This window comes from Lawsonella clevelandensis, from assembly GCF_001293125.1.
Classification (GTDB): domain Bacteria; phylum Actinomycetota; class Actinomycetes; order Mycobacteriales; family Mycobacteriaceae; genus Lawsonella; species Lawsonella clevelandensis.
The window spans coordinates 1,258,981-1,275,246 of the sequence record NZ_CP009312.1 but is presented as its reverse complement, the minus strand read 5'-3'; the positions used below and the strand labels follow the sequence as shown (position 1 = coordinate 1,275,246).

Sequence of the window (16,266 nt, the reverse complement as noted above, 5' to 3'; positions counted from 1 at the left end):
GGAAAAATGTCAACTTCATTGAGGAGGCCAAGTCAGTGCTTGTGCTGTACAGTTTGGTCGTCCTAGTGCTGACTATTGCAGTAACCCCGCTACTGACTCGCTTCCTGGGCCGCAACGCCGGCTGGGTGATCGCTCTCATTGATCTCGCCCTCGCCTGTGGAATCTACGCTCCCCTGGGTCCACGCCTGCTGCATGGCGACACTATCACTGCCGACATCCCCTGGATCGCCTACTGGAATATTCACGTAGGCCTCCGCCTCGACGCGCTGAGCTGGTTCTTCGCCATGCTTGCCCTCGTTATCGGGGCTGTTGTCATGGCCTACTCTACCCGCTACTTCGATAGCCACGACCAGCACGGCAGACCCCTCCACCACAGCAGCTTCTTCCTCCTCATGGTGGTCTTCACCTTTTCCATGATGCTGCTGGTCACAGCCGACGATCTCACCCTTCTTTTCATCGGCTGGGAGCTCACCAGCCTCATGTCCTTCATGCTCATTGGGCGCTCCGGACACGCCGGCGAAGCAGGCTCCCTCCGCACTCTCTTCCTTACCTTCATTGGTGGCCTCTTCTTTCTGGCTGCCACCGTCACCATCATCGCCGTCACCGGCACCACTAACCTCACCACGGCACTCTCCTCCAGCGTGTGGGTGACGAACCCCGGCATCACTACCACCGTGGCGGTACTGGTCGCCATCGGCGCTTTCACCAAGGCCGCCCAATTCCCCTTCCACCTTTGGCTCCCCGAAGCCATGGCGGCAGAATCCCCCGTCTCCGCCTACTTGCACGCGGCCGCCGTTGTAAAAGCCGGCATCTACGTGCTGCTGCGCTTCTCTGCCGTTTTCCGCCTCAACCTCACCTGGCAGATCCTGCTGGTGGTTGTTGGCATGTTCACCGCCGTTATGGGGGCTCTCTTTGCCCTCCAAAAGACGGACCTCAAGAAGCTGCTCGCCTACTCCACCGTCTCCCAACTCGGCTGGATCGTCACCACGATCGGTATCGGCACCCACGCCGCCCTCACCGCCGCCGTCCTCCACACCCTCGCCCACGCACTCTTCAAGTCCGGGCTCTTCATGTCCATCGGCGCGCTACAACATGCCACCGGTACCCGCGACATTCGCCGTCTTCCCCCCATGTGGAAGCACACTCCGGGACTGATGGTGGTGACGGTGATCGGCGCTATCGGGATGGCCGGTATTCCCCCCACCTTGGGCTTCGTCTCCAAAGAATCCATGCTGACAAGTTTCCTCAGTGCCTGGGGTAACAACGCCGGCTCCATCGCCCTCACCACTGTCGCCGTCATCGGCGCCGCTCTCACTGTGGCCTACAGCTTCCGCATCATCTTGGGCGGCTACTTTGACGGTGAACGCACCGTAGTGGAAGGCAAAGCCGCCGCAGACATCGAACCCGACAGCTACGAACTCGTCCTCCACAAAGTGCCCTGGGTACTCACCGTGTTCGCGGCACTCCCCGCCATCGCCGGCCTCCCCCTCTACTTTGCGGTGACGGCCCTCGGACACCCGCTGTCGCAGATCGCCGCCAGTGCCATTAACCCCCACACCGCCAGCTACCGGGCTGCCGTCATCCACAACGGCCCCCAGCTCCACAACACCCACCTGCACCTTATCGCCGTTAACGACGTACTGCTGCTATCGCTGCTGGCCATCGTGATCGGCCTGCTCCTCGTGTGGCAGCGCAAGCGTGTGGACGCCCTCCTCGACCGCGAACTGCTTCCCCGCGACGGCGCCAGCAACCTGGCCACCGTGTGGGAGAGCATGCGCTGGGCCGGTAACCTGGCTGGCTCCGCCACCCGCTCCGACAGCCCCACCCGCCACGTGGGCGCCTTCGTTATTGTGCTCGCCGCCCTGGCGGGCACTGTAGCGGTGGGTCGTTTCTCTGGACAAATCGCGTTCCCGGAGCGCATTCCCGCCGTCGACCGGCCCATTGACCTGGTGGTGCTACTCATCGTGCTGGTGGCTGCCGGCGCCGCTATCGTCACCCGCTCCCGGCTGGCCGCCGTGGTACTGCTTGGTGCGGTTGGCGTCGCCATCACCCTCCAGATTTTCGCACTCGGTGCCCCCGATGTGGGCCTCACCCAGCTGCTGGTCGAAATCATCACCACCGTCATGTACATGCTGGTCCTCCGGCGGCTCCCCCGCACCTTCCAGAAAGCGTCCCGGCAGCGGCGGGTCTCCGCCGGTATCATCGCCGCCTTCTCGGGGCTCGCCGCCTTCGGTGCCGTCTGGGCGTTCACGGGGCGACGGGACCGCAGTACCCTCAGCCAGTACTTCCTCGACCACGGACCCACCATCACTACCGGCAATAACGTCACCAACACCATCATCAACGAGTTCCGTGCCTTCGATACCTTCGGTGAAATGGCTGTGCTTGGGGTAACGGGCCTAGCTATTGCCGCCGTGCTGCTGTCCGTCCGCCCCGAATACCGCCGCACCGGTAGCGCCAGCTTCCACCTCATCCGCCAGGAACTGCGGGAGCGAGTGGAGAAAAACGGCCGTATCGTACTGCCCACCTCCTACGCGTACCGCGACAGCATCACCAACTCCTACCCCATCCGCGTGTTCGTGCTGATGCTGTCCCCGCTGCTGCTCATCACTACCCTAGTGGTGTTCTGGCGCGGCCACCAGGAGCCGGGTGGCGGCTTCATCGCCGGTCTCATTCTGGCTGTCATGCTGGTGCTGGCCTGGCTGTCCACCCCAGTGGATCGGCCCCTCACCCGCCGCCGCACTCCCGCCGTGCTGGTCGCCACCGGCCTCACCATTGCCACCATCACGGGGCTCATCGGCTACCTCGCCACCCATGACCACAGCCTCGACGGGAGCGTTTCTCCGCACTCCTTCCTCTCCCCCCAACACTGGGATATTCCGGTGCTGGGCGCGGTACCCTCTGCCATGTTCTTCGACTTTGGTGTCACCCTCTGCGTGCTCGGCATGGTACTGACAGCCCTCAACCTGCTTGGATCAGGCCAGGTCCCGCTGGGTGCCCCCAGCGTGGAAGTGTGGCCGCCCTACGACCCACTGCACATGGATGCAAAGGAGGAAGGGCCCCTCACCCAGGCGGCCAGCCGCGTGAACTCCTATCACGACCCCATCCGACAAAAAGAGATCCCCCAGTATCGGGAGACTCTGCGGGCTCTCTCCGCGGCAGAATACAAGGCTGCAGAAGAGCGTCACGCCCGCTATCACCATTCCCGCTCGCAGACTGGAGGTGACGAGAAATGATTCTCGCCTTAACCATTGGCGTCCTCATCGCCGCAGGTGTATACCTCATTCTGCAGCGCGACATGATGCGCATCGTCCTCGGCTTCGGCCTCATCAGCCACGGCATTAACCTCACCGTGCTGGCTTCTGGCGTACTCGACCGCCGCGACGTGCCCCTCCTGCAGGAAACCAGTGTCGCCGCAGCCGCCGACCCCCTCCCCCAGGCGTTTGTCCTCACCGCCATCGTCATCTCTATGGCGGTCACTGTGTTCATGCTGGTCCTCGCCGTTATCGGCACCACCGACGATGTGAAAGCCACCCCTGACTCGGGAACGGAGAGTGACGAAGTATGACCCTCGCCCCCCTCCTCCCCCTCTGGGTGGCTATTCCGTTGGTCACCGCTGTCCTCATGGTGTTTGCCCAGCCCCTAGCACTGCGGCGCGTCATCTACCTGGCAGTTCCCAGCCTCTCCGTCATCGGCGCTTTCGTGCTGCTCTACCAGCACCGCAACCATGCTGTCATTGCCGAACAAGTAGGCGGCTTCGCCCGCGGCATCGGCATCTCGTTCGCCTCCGACGCCTTCAGCGCCCTCATGCTGGCCGCCACCGGCATCCTCATCATTGCCTCCGCCTGGTTCGCTATCTCCATCGGCGAGGATGAACACAACCGCTTCTTCCCCACCCTCACCCTGGTGCTGATGGCGGGTGTTAACGGCGCTATCCTCACCGCCGACCTCTTCAACCTCTTCGTGTGGATTGAAGTCATGCTCATGCCCTCCTACGCGCTCCTCGCCATCACCGGCACGTGGCGGCGCATCGGAGTGGACCGCATGTTCGTGGTGGTGAACCTCCTCACCTCCTCTGTCTTCCTCCTCGGTGTCATCTACATTTACGGCGCCGTCGGCGAGGTCAATATTGCGGTACTGGCCGGCTCCGCCGCCAACGAACCGCAGGTGGGAATCGCCATCACCGTCTGCCTCATTGCCCTCTGCGTGAAGGCAGGTGTGGTACCGGTGCACGGCTGGCTCCCCCGTGCCTATCCGGCCACCTCTGCCGCGGTGATGGGTCTCTTCTCTGGTTTGCACACCAAAGTGGCCATCTACGCCATTTACCGCATCGTCTCCACCATCTTCATTTTCGATACCCGGGGGCAGTGGATCATTGTGGTGGTGCTGTGCTTTACCATGCTGGTGGGCAGTTTTGGGTCGCTGGGTGAACAGCGTATTCGTGGCTCACTGGCGTTCCAGATGGTGTGCGGTGTGGGCTACATCCTCATCGCCCTCGCACTGGCTGCCAATACCAGCGACATTGAGGCGCGGGCAGTGGCTCTGGGTGCAGGCATCTTCTATCTCATCCACCACATGCTCACTATGGGATCCCTTATCCTCACCTCCGGGGCGATTGAAGAAACCTATGGTTCTGGCCGCTTCGATCGCCTCGATGGTTTGCAGCGCCGCGAACCCCTCGCCGCCGGCATTATGGCGGGCGGTATGTTGAGCTTGGTGGGCTTCCCACCCTTCTCCGGCGTACTGGCCAAGGTGGGTATTGCGCAGTCCGCCGCAACCGCCGGCGCGGCACTGGGGTGGACCGTCATCGCCGTCATCATCATCTCCTCCCTCGGTTCCCTACTCTCCATGATGTACCTGTGGAAGGGTGTCTTCTGGGGCCCACAGATGGCCATGTATCGGCCCATCGGGGCGGAGAAATTTCAGCCGGTGGAGGACGACCTCGTCATCAATAAGAAGCAACTGTTGCCCGGTGCATTCCTTCTTCTGCTAAGCCTGGCGGCCTTCTTTGGGGCTGGCTGGCTGGTGGATCAAACCACCCGGGCCGGCTTCTCCCTCCTCGACATTTCGGATTACATGTGGGCGGTGCTACACGTATGAGTGACATGACCCAGAACGCCACGCCCCCACGCGAGCTCACCGAAGCCGAATTGTGGGAGCAACAAGAACACGCCGAGGACCTGACCGACCGCGAATCGGAGGAAACTCACCTGCGGGAAGAGAGAAGTTCCTCCTTCACCTCTGCCGCCATGACACTGGTGCGAGCTGTCTGGCACCTCATCAAACGGCCCCGCACTGCCGGTCGCCGCTTCGTGGACTTTTTCGCGTCGGCGGGGCGTTGGCTGGCCTATGGTGCTTGGCTGTTGGCGGAAGTCGCCATTAATGCCGACGGCATGGCACTCGATATGTTTCGCCCGAACACCAAAATTTCACCCGCTATTCTGCGTGTTCCCTTGGAACGCATGAACAGTTTGGAGGTGACAGTGTTCGCCACCTCCATCACCTTGACGCCTGGCACGCTAGTGCTGGCTATCGACCGCGGCTCTGCCACCCTCACCATGACCTTGGATGGTGTGGCAGTCTCTGGCGATGACGGATTCCTACTGGTGCATTCGGTCTATGCCGAAGACCTGGATACGGTACGGGATGAACTGGAAACCATGATGAATAAAGTGCTGCGAGCCAGCCGCGGCAAAGCCTATGAACCACACCGGCTGGAGGTGACTGCCGCATGATGATCCTGACAATAATGCTCGTGATTGCCTCTGCGATCATCATCGTTGGTATGCTGCTTGGCCTCTACCGGGGTATAAAGGGCCCGGATGGGGCGAGCCGCGTCGCCATTAACGACCTGCTTTTCTATGGCATGTTGTGCATTGTCGGTTTCATTGGAGTGCTCAATAGCTCCAAAGTGGTGTTCGATGTGCTACTCATCGGCGGACTCTTCGGGGCCGTCTCCACCATCGCGTTATCGCGCGTCATTAACAGGGGGCACCGATGAACATTATTGTGCAGGTTCTGGTGGGCCTTATCGCCATCTTTGGAGCGTTGTTCTTCCTGGACACTGGTATCGCTATGAACCGCGCCAAGGACGCCGTCACCCGCGCAAATATGAACAGTCCAGCTATCTATGTGGGTTTCCCACTGGTGGCGTTTGCACTGTTTATTGGGGATATGGCCATGAACGGCTTCTCTTGGGCGCACCTTATTGAGTTTCTTCTCATCACCTTTATTGTGCCGGTGGGCTCGGCGTTGGGGTCCATGTATTTGGGCCGCGCCATGATGCTTTCCCAGGTTCGTTTAGACCCACGTACGGTGCGGGAAGACCTGCGTGATGTTTCCCCCGCTACGCGGGACGAGGCGGCTGAGACATGCCGTGAGGAGACGGAGAAGCACCATCACCATCTGGAGAAGTACTCCGAGTATGAGGAGTACGAGGAATATGACGAAGAATTCGACGAGGAGTCAGACGGCGCTGAGGAGAATACTGCCGACGAGAATCGCCGTTAACCCACGTTGGCATAGCACACTGCCCGCCCGGTTTACACAGTTCGTGTATCCGGACGGACAGTTGCTGTTATGAAAGTAGGTTGCGGTGAGTAGAACGCGATGATCGCGCCCACTGCTAGCTCCTAGTGGTTGTCCTTGTAGGACTTCTCGATGGCTGCTCCGACCTCTCCGTCAATGTTCTTCCAGTACTCGAACACGCGGGAGAGAACAGGTTCCTGCACTTCATCGAGGGTGCCGACGACGTTAGAGACGAGGCGCTCACGAGCAGCATCGTCCATGACCTCGCGGACGAGAACGTGTGGCTGGCTCCAGAAGTCGTCGTCCTCGTGCTCAAGCGGGTAGCCGCGGTACGGTTCATCACCGTGGGGCTCCCAGCGGCCCAGGTCGGCCGCGGAAAGTTCGGGCTGTGCGGTGGGCCCATTGCCACTGTTAGGCACGTAGGTGGGAACAGAGGGATCGTTGAACTCCATGGCCGCCGGACCCTGGTGGCTGTAGTTGTTGACGTCCACGACGGGGCGGTTCGGAGGCAGTTGCTCAAAGTTGGCACCGAGACGGTGACGCTGGGTATCCGGGTAGGAGAAGACACGGCCCAGCAGCATCTTGTCGGGGCTGAAGCCAATTCCGCGCACCAGGTTGGACGGGCTGAAGGCAGCCTGCTCGATCTGCACGTGGAAGTTCTTCGGAATCTGGTTGAGGGTGAGCTTGCCGACTGGGATCAGCGGGTAGTCCTTCTGACTCCAGGTCTTGGTGATGTCGAAGGGGTTGACCTTGTAATTCTCCGCTTCAGCCTCCGGCATGATCTGCATCTTGAGGGTCCAAGACGGGTAGTCACCATCCTGAATGTGCTGGTAGAGGTCGCGGCGGTGGTATTCGGGATCAGAGCCGGCCAGTTTGTCCGCTTCTGCCTGGGACAAGTAGCCAATGCCCTGGTCGGTCTTGAAGTGGTACTTCACCCAGAAACGCTCACCCTTGGCGTTGATCCACTGGTAGCTGTGGGAGGAGAATCCGTCCATTTCACGGAAGGATGAGGGTAGGCCGCGGTCACCGAAGAGCCAGGCCACCTGGTGGGCGGATTCGGGCGAGAGGGTCCAGAAGTCCCAGCGCATGTGGAAGGACTGCAGATCGGTGTCCGAGGTGCGCTTCTGGGAGTGAATGAAGTCGGGGAACTTGATGGCGTCACGGATGAAGAACACCGGGGTGTTGTTGCCGACCATGTCGTAGTTGCCCTCTTCGGTGTAGAACTTGAGGGCGAAACCGCGGGGGTCACGCTGGGTGTCAGCGGCGCCCTTTTCACCGGCGACGGTGGAGAAGCGGGCCAGCACTGGGGTCTTCTTGCCAGGTTGCAGGAAGTCTGCGGCCGTGTAGGCGGAGACGTCTTCGGTGACGTCGAAGATACCGAAGGCACCGGACCCTTTGGCGTGGACGACGCGCTCGGGGGTGCGTTCACGGTCAAAGTGGGCGAGCTTGTCGATGAGGCCGACATCGTGGAGGCCGATGTAGCCCTGTTTACCCTGCTGGAGGGAGAAGTCGTCAGAGGCGACAGGGGCGCCGGCGGCGGTGGTGGTGGCGGAGTTGTGGGGGGCGGGGCGGAGGCCGCGCTCGATCGGGTCCTCGTTCGTCATAATAAGGGTTTGCCTTCCTGGAATCGGATTGCGGGGTGAGAGACGGGGAGGGTGTCTCACGAAGGGGAGCTGAGAAGCTCTGTATCTATAGTGTTCCTTATTAATTGTTGACTGTCAATAGTTTTTTTATATATATAGGTTGTTCCAATAACGCCGGATAGGTTCCTTCACAAATGCACTGCAACTTCACCCCCATAAATGCCAAAAAGAGCCGGAAACCGCAGATACTGCACGGTTCCCGGCTCTTCGTTAAACGCTACAAGCGACGCGCGAATTAGGCGCCGAGACGCTTAGCGACCAGCTCAGCGATCTGAATGGTGTTGAGAGCGGCACCCTTACGGAGGTTGTCACCAGACACGACCAAGTTGAGACCACGATTACCTTCCACGGAGGGATCCTGACGGATACGACCCACCAGGGAAGGATCGATGCCGGCAGCAGCCAGCGGAGTGGGGACATCCACCAGCTCAACGCCGGGGGCGTCAGCCAGTGCAGCCTTGGCCTCTTCGGGGGTAATGGCCTTGGAGAACTGGGCGTTGATCACCATCGTGTGGGCGGTGAGCACCGGCACACGCACGCAGGTGCCAGAAACCTGCAGATCCGGAATGCGGAGGATACGGCGGGACTCGTTGCGGAGCTTCTGCTCCTCGTCGGTCTCGTCGGAACCGTCATCAACAATGTTGCCGGCCAACGGCACCACATCGAAGGCGATGGGGGCAACGTAGGGCCCCAGGTCCTCAGCCTTCATGGCGGAACCATCGTGGGTGAACGTTTCCATGCCGTCGACATTGTCGCGTACCTGCTGGGCGAGGGTACGGACACCAGCCAGACCAGAGCCGGACACTGCCTGATAGGAGGCGACAAACATGCGCTCCAGGCCAGCAACATTGTGGAGAGCCTGCATGACGGGCATGCACGCCATGGTAGTGCAGTTAGGGTTAGCGATGATGCCCTTCTTGAGGTCATCAGCTTCATCTGGGTTGCACTCGGTCACGATCAGTGGCACGTCGATGTCCTTGCGCCACGCAGAGGAGTTGTCGACGACCACAGCGCCAGCAGCGGCGAAGCGGGGAGCCTGTGCCTTAGAGGTGGTGGCGCCGGCAGAGAAGACGGCGATGTCAATACCCTTGAGGTCCTCATCGGAGACGGCGTTGACGTCTTCCACGACAACATCTTCACCACGGAACTGCAGCACCTGGCCGGCAGAACGCTCAGAAGCAAAGAAACGGACCTTGGTGCAGGGGAAGTTGCGCTCTTCGAGAATGGAGCGCATAACGCGGCCCACCTGGCCGGTGGCGCCGACGACGGCGACAGTAAGATTAGTCATTGTGTGTCCTTTGCGGGGTTATAGGGAAGCCACTCCCCGGTGGTCGTTATTCTCACAACCGAGGAGTGGCTGAAAGAAGTTTTTAGCGGCCGGTACCGGCATAGACGGTGGCCTCTTCATCGGTGCCCAGGTTGAAGGCATCGTGGAGGGCACGCACGGCGGCCGAAACGTCCTCGGAGTCGATGAGGACAGAGATGCGGATCTCCGAGGTAGAGATGAGGTCAATGTTGACACCCGCCTCGGCGAGAGCTTCACAGAAGGTGGCGGTGACACCCGGATGGGACTTCATGCCGGCACCGACCAGGGATACCTTTCCCACGTGGTCGTCGAAGAGGACCTGGTCGAAGCCGATCTCGTCCTTCTTGTCGTTAAGGAGGGCGACAGCCTTGGGGGCGTTGGCGCCGGAACAGGTGAAGGTGATGTCGGTCTTACCGTTGTCCACATCAGAGAGGTTCTGCAGAACCATGTCGATGTCGATTTCGGCATCGGCGATGGTGCGGAACACGGAAGCAGCGAAACCGGGCTTATCCGGGATGCCAACGACGGTGATCTTGGACTCGGACACGTCATGGGCGACGCCGGTGAGAATTGCTTCTTCCACGGGAATATCCTCCATTGATCCGGAAACGATGGTTCCGGGCTTGTTGCTGTACGACGAACGCACGTGAATAGGAAGGTTGCCGCTGCGCGCGTATTCCACACAACGCAGCATCAGGATCTTGGAGCCAACAGCGGCCATCTCCAGCATTTCTTCGAAGGAGATCTGGTCCAGCTTGCGGGCGTTGGGAACGATGCGCGGGTCGGCAGTGTAGACGCCGTCCACGTCGGAGTAGATTTCGCAGACATCTGCGTTAAGGGCGACGGCAAGGGCGACGGCGGTGGTGTCAGAACCACCACGGCCGAGGGTGGTGACGTCCTTGGTGTCCTGTGAGACACCTTGGAAGCCAGCGACCAGGACGATCTTGCCTTCCGCGAGGGCAGCTTCCACACGCCCCGGGGTGACGTTAATAATGCGTGCGTTTCCATGCTTAGCAGTGGTGATAACACCAGCCTGCGAACCGGTCATAGAAACGGCCTCCGCACCCAGCGAGGCAATAGCCATAGCCACCAGAGCGTTGGACATACGCTCACCGGCAGTGAGGAGCATATCCATTTCGCGCTCCGGAGGAGCCGGGTTGACAGACGTTGCTAGGTCCACCAGTTCATCAGTGGTGTCACCCATTGCAGAGCACACAACGACAACGTCGTTTCCGGCCTTCTTAGTGGCCACGATCCGTTCCGCGACGCGACGGATGCGCTCGGCCGATTCCAAAGAAGAACCGCCATACTTCTGTACGACGAGTGCCACGGGTAAATACCTCCATGTGCTGTGAACAATTTCACGCGTAATCCTACCTGTAGACCTGCGATATTGCCTAGTAGCAGCCTCAAATACACTATGAGAGGACACCCCCACGTGAGGGTACCCTCTCATAGCTCCGAAACCGGCTAACGCCTGTTAGCTGGGATTCTTTACTCAGATTGTAGGATTTCGGACTACTTTAGTGCAGCAGCCTTGGCATTGCGGTCAACCTTCATGAAGGCAGCATCCTTGGCCAGGAAGTAGTTCGGGCCGACAAAAATCTGGCGCGCAGTCTGATCGTTCTTCACATACATGTTTGCGAAGGCCAGCACGGAAGCTGCGAAAGCAGAGTACTTCCAGTGGTCCATTGCCTGGCCGTGATAGGCACCCTTCACCATTCCGATCCATGCAGGAACCTTGGTGACTTCCTTGTAACGAGCACGAACAGCCGAGTCGAAGCAGATGGTATCCTTCTCACCAGTGACGTAGAAGGTCGGCACCTGGACGTACTTACCCATGACGAAGACGCCAGGGCCCGGCTGCAGTGGCACAGCAGCGACAACCTTGAGACCGGGGAACTGCTTCTCCACGGTGGGGAGGAGCCAGCCAGCACCAGACTCGGTAGAACCGCCACCAGCGGAGTGTCCGGTCAGTACCACCTTGGAAGAGTCAATGTGACCGAAGAGCGGAGACTTAGCATCCTTGGACTCAGTGAGAAGATGTGCAGCACCCAAGACATCGGTGTAGCCGGTCCAGTTAGCGTAGGTGTAAGCTACGGCAACGATGTAGCCATGGGAAGCCCACATCTTATAGTTGTGAATAACCTGACCAGGCTCAGCAGCAACGCCAGGGGTATAGATTATGACCGGCAGCTTGCCCATTTTTGCGATGTTTTTGGGGTACACAAACTGCACGTCAACAGGATTCTTAGTACCATCCGGGAAAGTGCCCCAGCAGGTGTGGTCCATCTTGTTGTTATGCTGGGTCTTCAAGATCCAGTTGTAGACGGAGTAGGCCGGCCCACAAGGCTGGCTTGTCCTAGTGGACGTGGTGGCATACCGACCCAGGTTGGAGTACTGGTTCTGAATGTAGCTGCCCGTCACCACACCCGCACTATCAACCTTGATGGGTTGTGGTGCTGCCTGCGCAGTTCCTGCGGCCAGCCCGAGGGTAAGAACAGACGCCGCCATCGTGGCGGTAAACTTCTTGAGCCGCATAACCGATCCCTTTCGTATGCGAGCAGTTGTATTGGAAGAAAGTGTCCCACAACGGAGAATTGTGTGAAAAAAGGGCATTCTCGGAAGGATCTCAATAGTATTGAGGGGAGAAAAACTCTTATCTTCTCCGATTCTAAGAGCTTCTTCGGAAATTCTCGCTCGCCAATGGCAACAAGAATGAGGCCCCATGACCTATCAGCTTATCGCCGCTGTTCTGGCACTTCTGTCAGCTCTAGTGGTCGCAACTGGTACCGTCATCCGCCACCTCGTTGCCGATGAACAACCCCTCCCCGAAGAGGGTGGCGGCAGCGCCAAAGCCACCCTCACTTCCGCCAAATGGTGGGCCGGCGCCGGCGTCAGCGTCGTCGGCTACCTACTCCAAGCCGCCGCACTCCGCTTCGCCTCCATCCTGCTGGTGCAGCCCATCACCATCCTCTCCCTTTTCTTCGCCCTCCCCCTCTCAGCACGGTTCACCGGCCGACGGGTGCGCCTCCAGGACTGGATCTGGGCTGTCGCACTCACCCTCGGCGTGGGCGTATTGCTCGTCGTGGGACGCCCTACCAACACCCACGCAAAGGCACACCCGGCGCTGTGGGTCGGATCACTCGCCATGGGCATCATTATTGTAGTGCTGCTCATGCGCCTCGCGAAGAAAGGGCTGCGGAAAGACCGCGCTCTCCTCGTCGGTCTCGCCTCCGGTATCACCTATGGGTACATGTCATTCCTCACCAAAGGCGTGGTCATGAACCTCTCCGCCGGCCGCATCCTCACTGTCCTCACACACCCGGCGCTCTACCTGCTCATCATTGCCGCCATCGTGGGTACCTGGCTACAACAAGCCGCATTTAATGCGGGCGCTATCCAACAGTCGCTCCCCGCTATGACAGTCGCCAGCCCGCTCACGTCATCGCTCTTGGGCGTCATCGTGTTCCAAGAACGCTTCACCACCCCCGCATCCCTCTACTGGCTCCTCATCGTGGCAGTTATCGTCACCGTAGTCTCGGTTGTGCAACTCTCCCGCGCCGAAGCACAGGACGACATCGAACAGGATTAGCCCTTCTCTGTCGTACTGGGCTGAAAATCGAAAGTTTGTGGATCGAACGGCTCGTCAAGCGGGCCCAAATCGTCGTAACTCAACGGATCTTCACGCGGCTCCACATGCGTCTGCACATGCAGATCCGGGATGACGAGCATCAGCTGCTCCTCAATATCGTGCACCAGGTCATGGCCCTGCTTGACGGTCCAGTCGCCCGGCACCAGCACATCAAACTCGATAAAGTTCGAGGACCCGCTCGCCCGGTTGCGTACAGCATGGAAACCCACATCCTGGCCACGGTACTTGTCCAGGACCAGCTCCATCGACGCCTGGTACTCCTCGCTCATCGCACCGTCCATCAGGCCGTCGAGGGACTCACGCATCACTTTCCAGCCAGTCCACAAAATGTTGATACCCACCGCAATAGCGATAACCGGGTCCATCCAATACCAGTGGGTGAGCGCAACAATGCCCACTGCCGCCAACACACCCACCGTAGTATAGACGTCGGTCATCAGATGCTTGCCGTCCGCCTTCAGAGTAATAGACCGATGCTTCTTCGCCCCCCGCAGCAGGATCAGCGCCACCCCGCCGTTCACCAGCGTCGCCACCACGGAAATGAGCAACGCAATGCCCACATCCTCCAGCGGCTGCGGGTGCAGGAGACGTTGCGCAGCGGAAACAATAATGACGCCGGCCGCTACGAAAATCATGGCGCCTTCCGTCACCGCCGAAAAATACTCAGCCTTCGTGTGGCCGAACTGGTGCTCCTTGTCTGCCGGACGCGCTGCGACAATCAGCACAATAAGGGCCACCACCGCAGCTACCAGATTGACGATAGATTCAGCAGCATCCGAGAAAAGGCCGACAGAACCGGTGATGCGCCATGCCGTCATCTTCAAAGCAATGGTAATGACGGCCGCAGCAATAGACAGCCAAGCATATTTGGTGAGAGTACGGCGACTAGACTGCTGATCCATCTCCCCGGAATGGGAAGCAACGAGCGAGGATATCATGCCCCAAACTGTACTCGTCACCAGCACAAACGACTATGACAGTGGGCACGGGAGAATAGCGTCGAGCTGTTCTCGACGCGCTAGAACACGCCGATAAGCTGCACGAATCACTGTGAATAGCACAATAGGGGTCGCCGAAAGTGGGCCGAACGGTATAAACTGGCTGTATGCGTTGGGCATTCCTGCTACTTGGTTGCCGCGACGGGGCCCGTTTTTAGAACTGGCTCCCCGCCGCGGGGTTTTGCGCGCCGGTTCACTCCCACCTTTCTCAAGACGTAGCAGTCTCCAGACCACACCGTCTGTGACACAACAGCGTCCCTTCCCCTCACATACGAGTTTTGACACGAGGTTTTTTCACCATGGCCCCCTCTGACACTTTCGTCGCCGCCGCATCCACCATCGTTCCCCCCTCCAAACCGGCCCCCACCGAGCAGCCCAGCTGGAACAAGCAGAAAAACTCTTCTATGCCTTCCTTCCGCTACCGCTCCTACGCAGAAGAAGTGGAAGCCGTTGAGCTGCCAGACCGCACCTGGCCTAACAAGGTCATCGACCGCGCCCCCCTCTGGTGCGCCGTCGACCTGCGCGACGGCAACCAGGCACTGGTTGACCCCATGAGCCCTGCCCGCAAACGCCGCATGTTCGACCTGCTGGTTCGCATGGGCTACAAGGAAATCGAAGTGGGCTTCCCCTCTGCCTCCCAAACCGACTACGACTTCCTCCGTGAAATCATTGATGACGGCGCCATCCCCGACGACGTCACCATCCAGGTGCTGGTACAGTGCCGCGAAGACTTGATCCGCCGCACCTTCGAAGCATGCGCCGGTGCCCCCAACGTTATCGTCCACTTCTACAACTCCACCAGCATCCTGCAGCGCCGCGTCGTCTTCCGTAAGGACAAGCCCGCCATCAAGAAGCTGGCCACCGATGCCGCCGAACTCGTCAGCACGATCGCCAAAGAATACCCGGACACCCACTGGCGCTGGGAATACAGTCCCGAATCCTTCACCGGCACCGAACTCGCCTTCGCCAAAGAAGTCTGCGACGCCGTCACCGAAACCGTTGGCGCCACCCCGGAATACCCCATCATCATCAACCTGCCGGCCACCGTCGAAATGACCACCCCCAATGTTTACGCCGACCAGGTGGAATGGATGAGCCGCAACCTCGCCCACCGCGACGCCACCATCCTCTCTCTCCACCCCCACAACGACCGCGGCACCGGTATCGCCACCGCCGAACTGGGCTACATGGCCGGCGCCGACCGCATCGAAGGCTGCCTCTTCGGCAACGGTGAACGCACCGGCAACGTCGACCTCGTCACCCTGGGCCTCAACATGCTGACCCGCGGCGTCGACCCGCAGATCAACTTCAGCGATATCCGCGAAATTCGCTCCACCGTCGAATACTGTAACCAGATGCCGGTTACCCCGCGCCAGCCCTACGGCGGCGACCTCGTCTTCACCGCCTTCTCTGGTTCCCACCAGGACGCCATCAATAAGGGCTTCGATGACCTCAATGCCGTCGCTGCCCGCGAAGACAAAAACGTCTCCGACGTCACCTGGGAGGTTCCCTATCTGCCCATCGACCCCAAGGACATCGGCCGCAACTACGAGGCCGTCATCCGCGTCAACTCGCAGTCCGGCAAGGGCGGCGTCGCCTACATCATGAAGACCGACCATGGCATGCGCCTGCCCCGCCGCATGCAAATCGAGTTCTCCAAGACCGTCCAGCGCGTCACCGACTCCGAAGGTGGCGAAATGAACTCCAAGCAGCTCTGGGACCTCTTCTCCGAGGAGTACCTGGACCGCATCGAGCCACTGGAACGCATGAGCCAGTCCCTGGAAGCCGCCAGTACCGACGACGGCAACGACCGCATCACCGTCAACGTGTTGTGGCACGGCGAAGAATGCGAAATCTCCGGCGTCGGCAACGGCCCGCTGGCCGCCTTCGTGGACGCCCTACAGCAGCTCGACATTGACGTCAGCATCGTCGACTACCAGGAGCACGCCATCACCGCCGGCTTCGACGCCGACGCCGCCGCCTACGTGGAATGCGAAGTGAACGGCACTCCCGTCCACGGTGCCGGCATCGCCTCCTCCATCAGCGTGGCCTCCCTCCGCGCAGTGGTGAGCGCCGTCAACCGCGCCCTCACCGGACGCTCTCCCGCCGCCAGCTAACTCCCCCTCTCCCAAGGAA

Annotated in this window: 13 protein-coding genes; 8 read left to right on the top strand and 5 right to left on the bottom strand. The window is 60.1% G+C overall.

Translation table 11 applies throughout. The annotated features are described in order from the left end of the window. The first annotated feature begins 35 nt into the window (after window positions 1-35). The 6 genes from IY73_RS05365 to IY73_RS05340 are packed head-to-tail and all read left to right on the top strand — an operon-like array spanning window position 36 to window position 6,510. Window positions 36-3,236, top strand: a complete 3,201-nt coding sequence (locus IY73_RS05365; protein ID WP_053979032.1) for a DUF4040 family protein — start codon at window positions 36-38, stop codon at window positions 3,234-3,236. Continuing rightward, window positions 3,233-3,568 carry a sodium:proton antiporter gene (locus IY73_RS05360; protein WP_053962191.1) on the top strand — a complete coding sequence of 112 codons (336 nt, stop codon included), beginning with the start codon at window positions 3,233-3,235 and terminating at the stop codon, window positions 3,566-3,568. The genes IY73_RS05365 and IY73_RS05360 overlap by 4 nt, the downstream gene beginning before the upstream one ends. Beyond that, entirely contained in the window at window positions 3,565-5,100 is a 1,536-nt protein-coding gene (locus tag IY73_RS05355; RefSeq protein ID WP_053979031.1) for a monovalent cation/H+ antiporter subunit D family protein, read from the top strand. Before IY73_RS05360 ends, IY73_RS05355 begins: the two co-directional genes overlap by 4 nt. Beyond that, entirely contained in the window at window positions 5,097-5,735 is a 639-nt protein-coding gene (locus tag IY73_RS05350) for a Na+/H+ antiporter subunit E (RefSeq protein WP_082346593.1), read from the top strand. Before IY73_RS05355 ends, IY73_RS05350 begins: the two co-directional genes overlap by 4 nt. Before the next feature lie 20 nt (window positions 5,736-5,755). Further along, complete coding sequence (locus IY73_RS05345; protein ID WP_158408651.1) at window positions 5,756-6,001, top strand: monovalent cation/H+ antiporter complex subunit F; 246 nt, start codon at window positions 5,756-5,758, stop codon at window positions 5,999-6,001. Beyond that, a complete protein-coding gene (locus tag IY73_RS05340) occupies window positions 5,998-6,510 on the top strand; it encodes a cation:proton antiporter (protein ID WP_053979029.1) in 513 nt (170 codons plus the stop codon). Before IY73_RS05345 ends, IY73_RS05340 begins: the two co-directional genes overlap by 4 nt. Before the next feature lie 122 nt (window positions 6,511-6,632). On the opposite strand, the gene IY73_RS05335 is transcribed toward IY73_RS05340, so the two are convergent. The 4 genes from IY73_RS05335 to IY73_RS05320 all read right to left on the bottom strand — a co-directional run bounded on the left by IY73_RS05335 (window position 6,633) and on the right by IY73_RS05320 (window position 12,018). Then, window positions 6,633-8,132 (bottom strand): catalase, encoded by a 1,500-nt coding sequence (locus IY73_RS05335; protein ID WP_053962186.1) that lies wholly within the window; start codon window positions 8,130-8,132, stop codon window positions 6,633-6,635. A 274-nt stretch (window positions 8,133-8,406) separates the two neighbouring features. After that, entirely contained in the window at window positions 8,407-9,459 is a 1,053-nt protein-coding gene (locus tag IY73_RS05330; RefSeq protein ID WP_053962185.1) for an aspartate-semialdehyde dehydrogenase, read from the bottom strand. A gap of 82 nt (window positions 9,460-9,541) precedes the next feature. Continuing rightward, entirely contained in the window at window positions 9,542-10,807 is a 1,266-nt protein-coding gene (locus IY73_RS05325) for an aspartate kinase (RefSeq protein WP_053962184.1), read from the bottom strand. 188 nt (window positions 10,808-10,995) lie between these two features. Next, the gene (locus IY73_RS05320) at window positions 10,996-12,018 is read right to left on the bottom strand and encodes a poly(ethylene terephthalate) hydrolase family protein (protein WP_053962183.1); all 1,023 of its coding nucleotides are present in this window, start codon (window positions 12,016-12,018) and stop codon (window positions 10,996-10,998) included. Between the two features lie 187 nt (window positions 12,019-12,205). Between IY73_RS05320 and IY73_RS05315 the strand changes: the two genes are divergently transcribed. Then, the gene (locus IY73_RS05315; protein WP_053979028.1) at window positions 12,206-13,072 is read left to right on the top strand and encodes a DMT family transporter; all 867 of its coding nucleotides are present in this window, start codon (window positions 12,206-12,208) and stop codon (window positions 13,070-13,072) included. On the opposite strand, the gene IY73_RS05310 is transcribed toward IY73_RS05315, so the two are convergent. Next, the gene (locus IY73_RS05310; protein WP_449279961.1) at window positions 13,069-14,070 is read right to left on the bottom strand and encodes a cation diffusion facilitator family transporter; all 1,002 of its coding nucleotides are present in this window, start codon (window positions 14,068-14,070) and stop codon (window positions 13,069-13,071) included. The genes IY73_RS05315 and IY73_RS05310 overlap by 4 nt on opposite strands. 359 nt (window positions 14,071-14,429) lie before the next feature. On the opposite strand from IY73_RS05310, the gene leuA reads away from it, so the two are divergent. Further along, complete coding sequence (gene leuA, locus IY73_RS05305) at window positions 14,430-16,247, top strand: 2-isopropylmalate synthase (RefSeq protein WP_053962181.1); 1,818 nt, start codon at window positions 14,430-14,432, stop codon at window positions 16,245-16,247. Window positions 16,248-16,266: the final 19 nt, after the last annotated feature.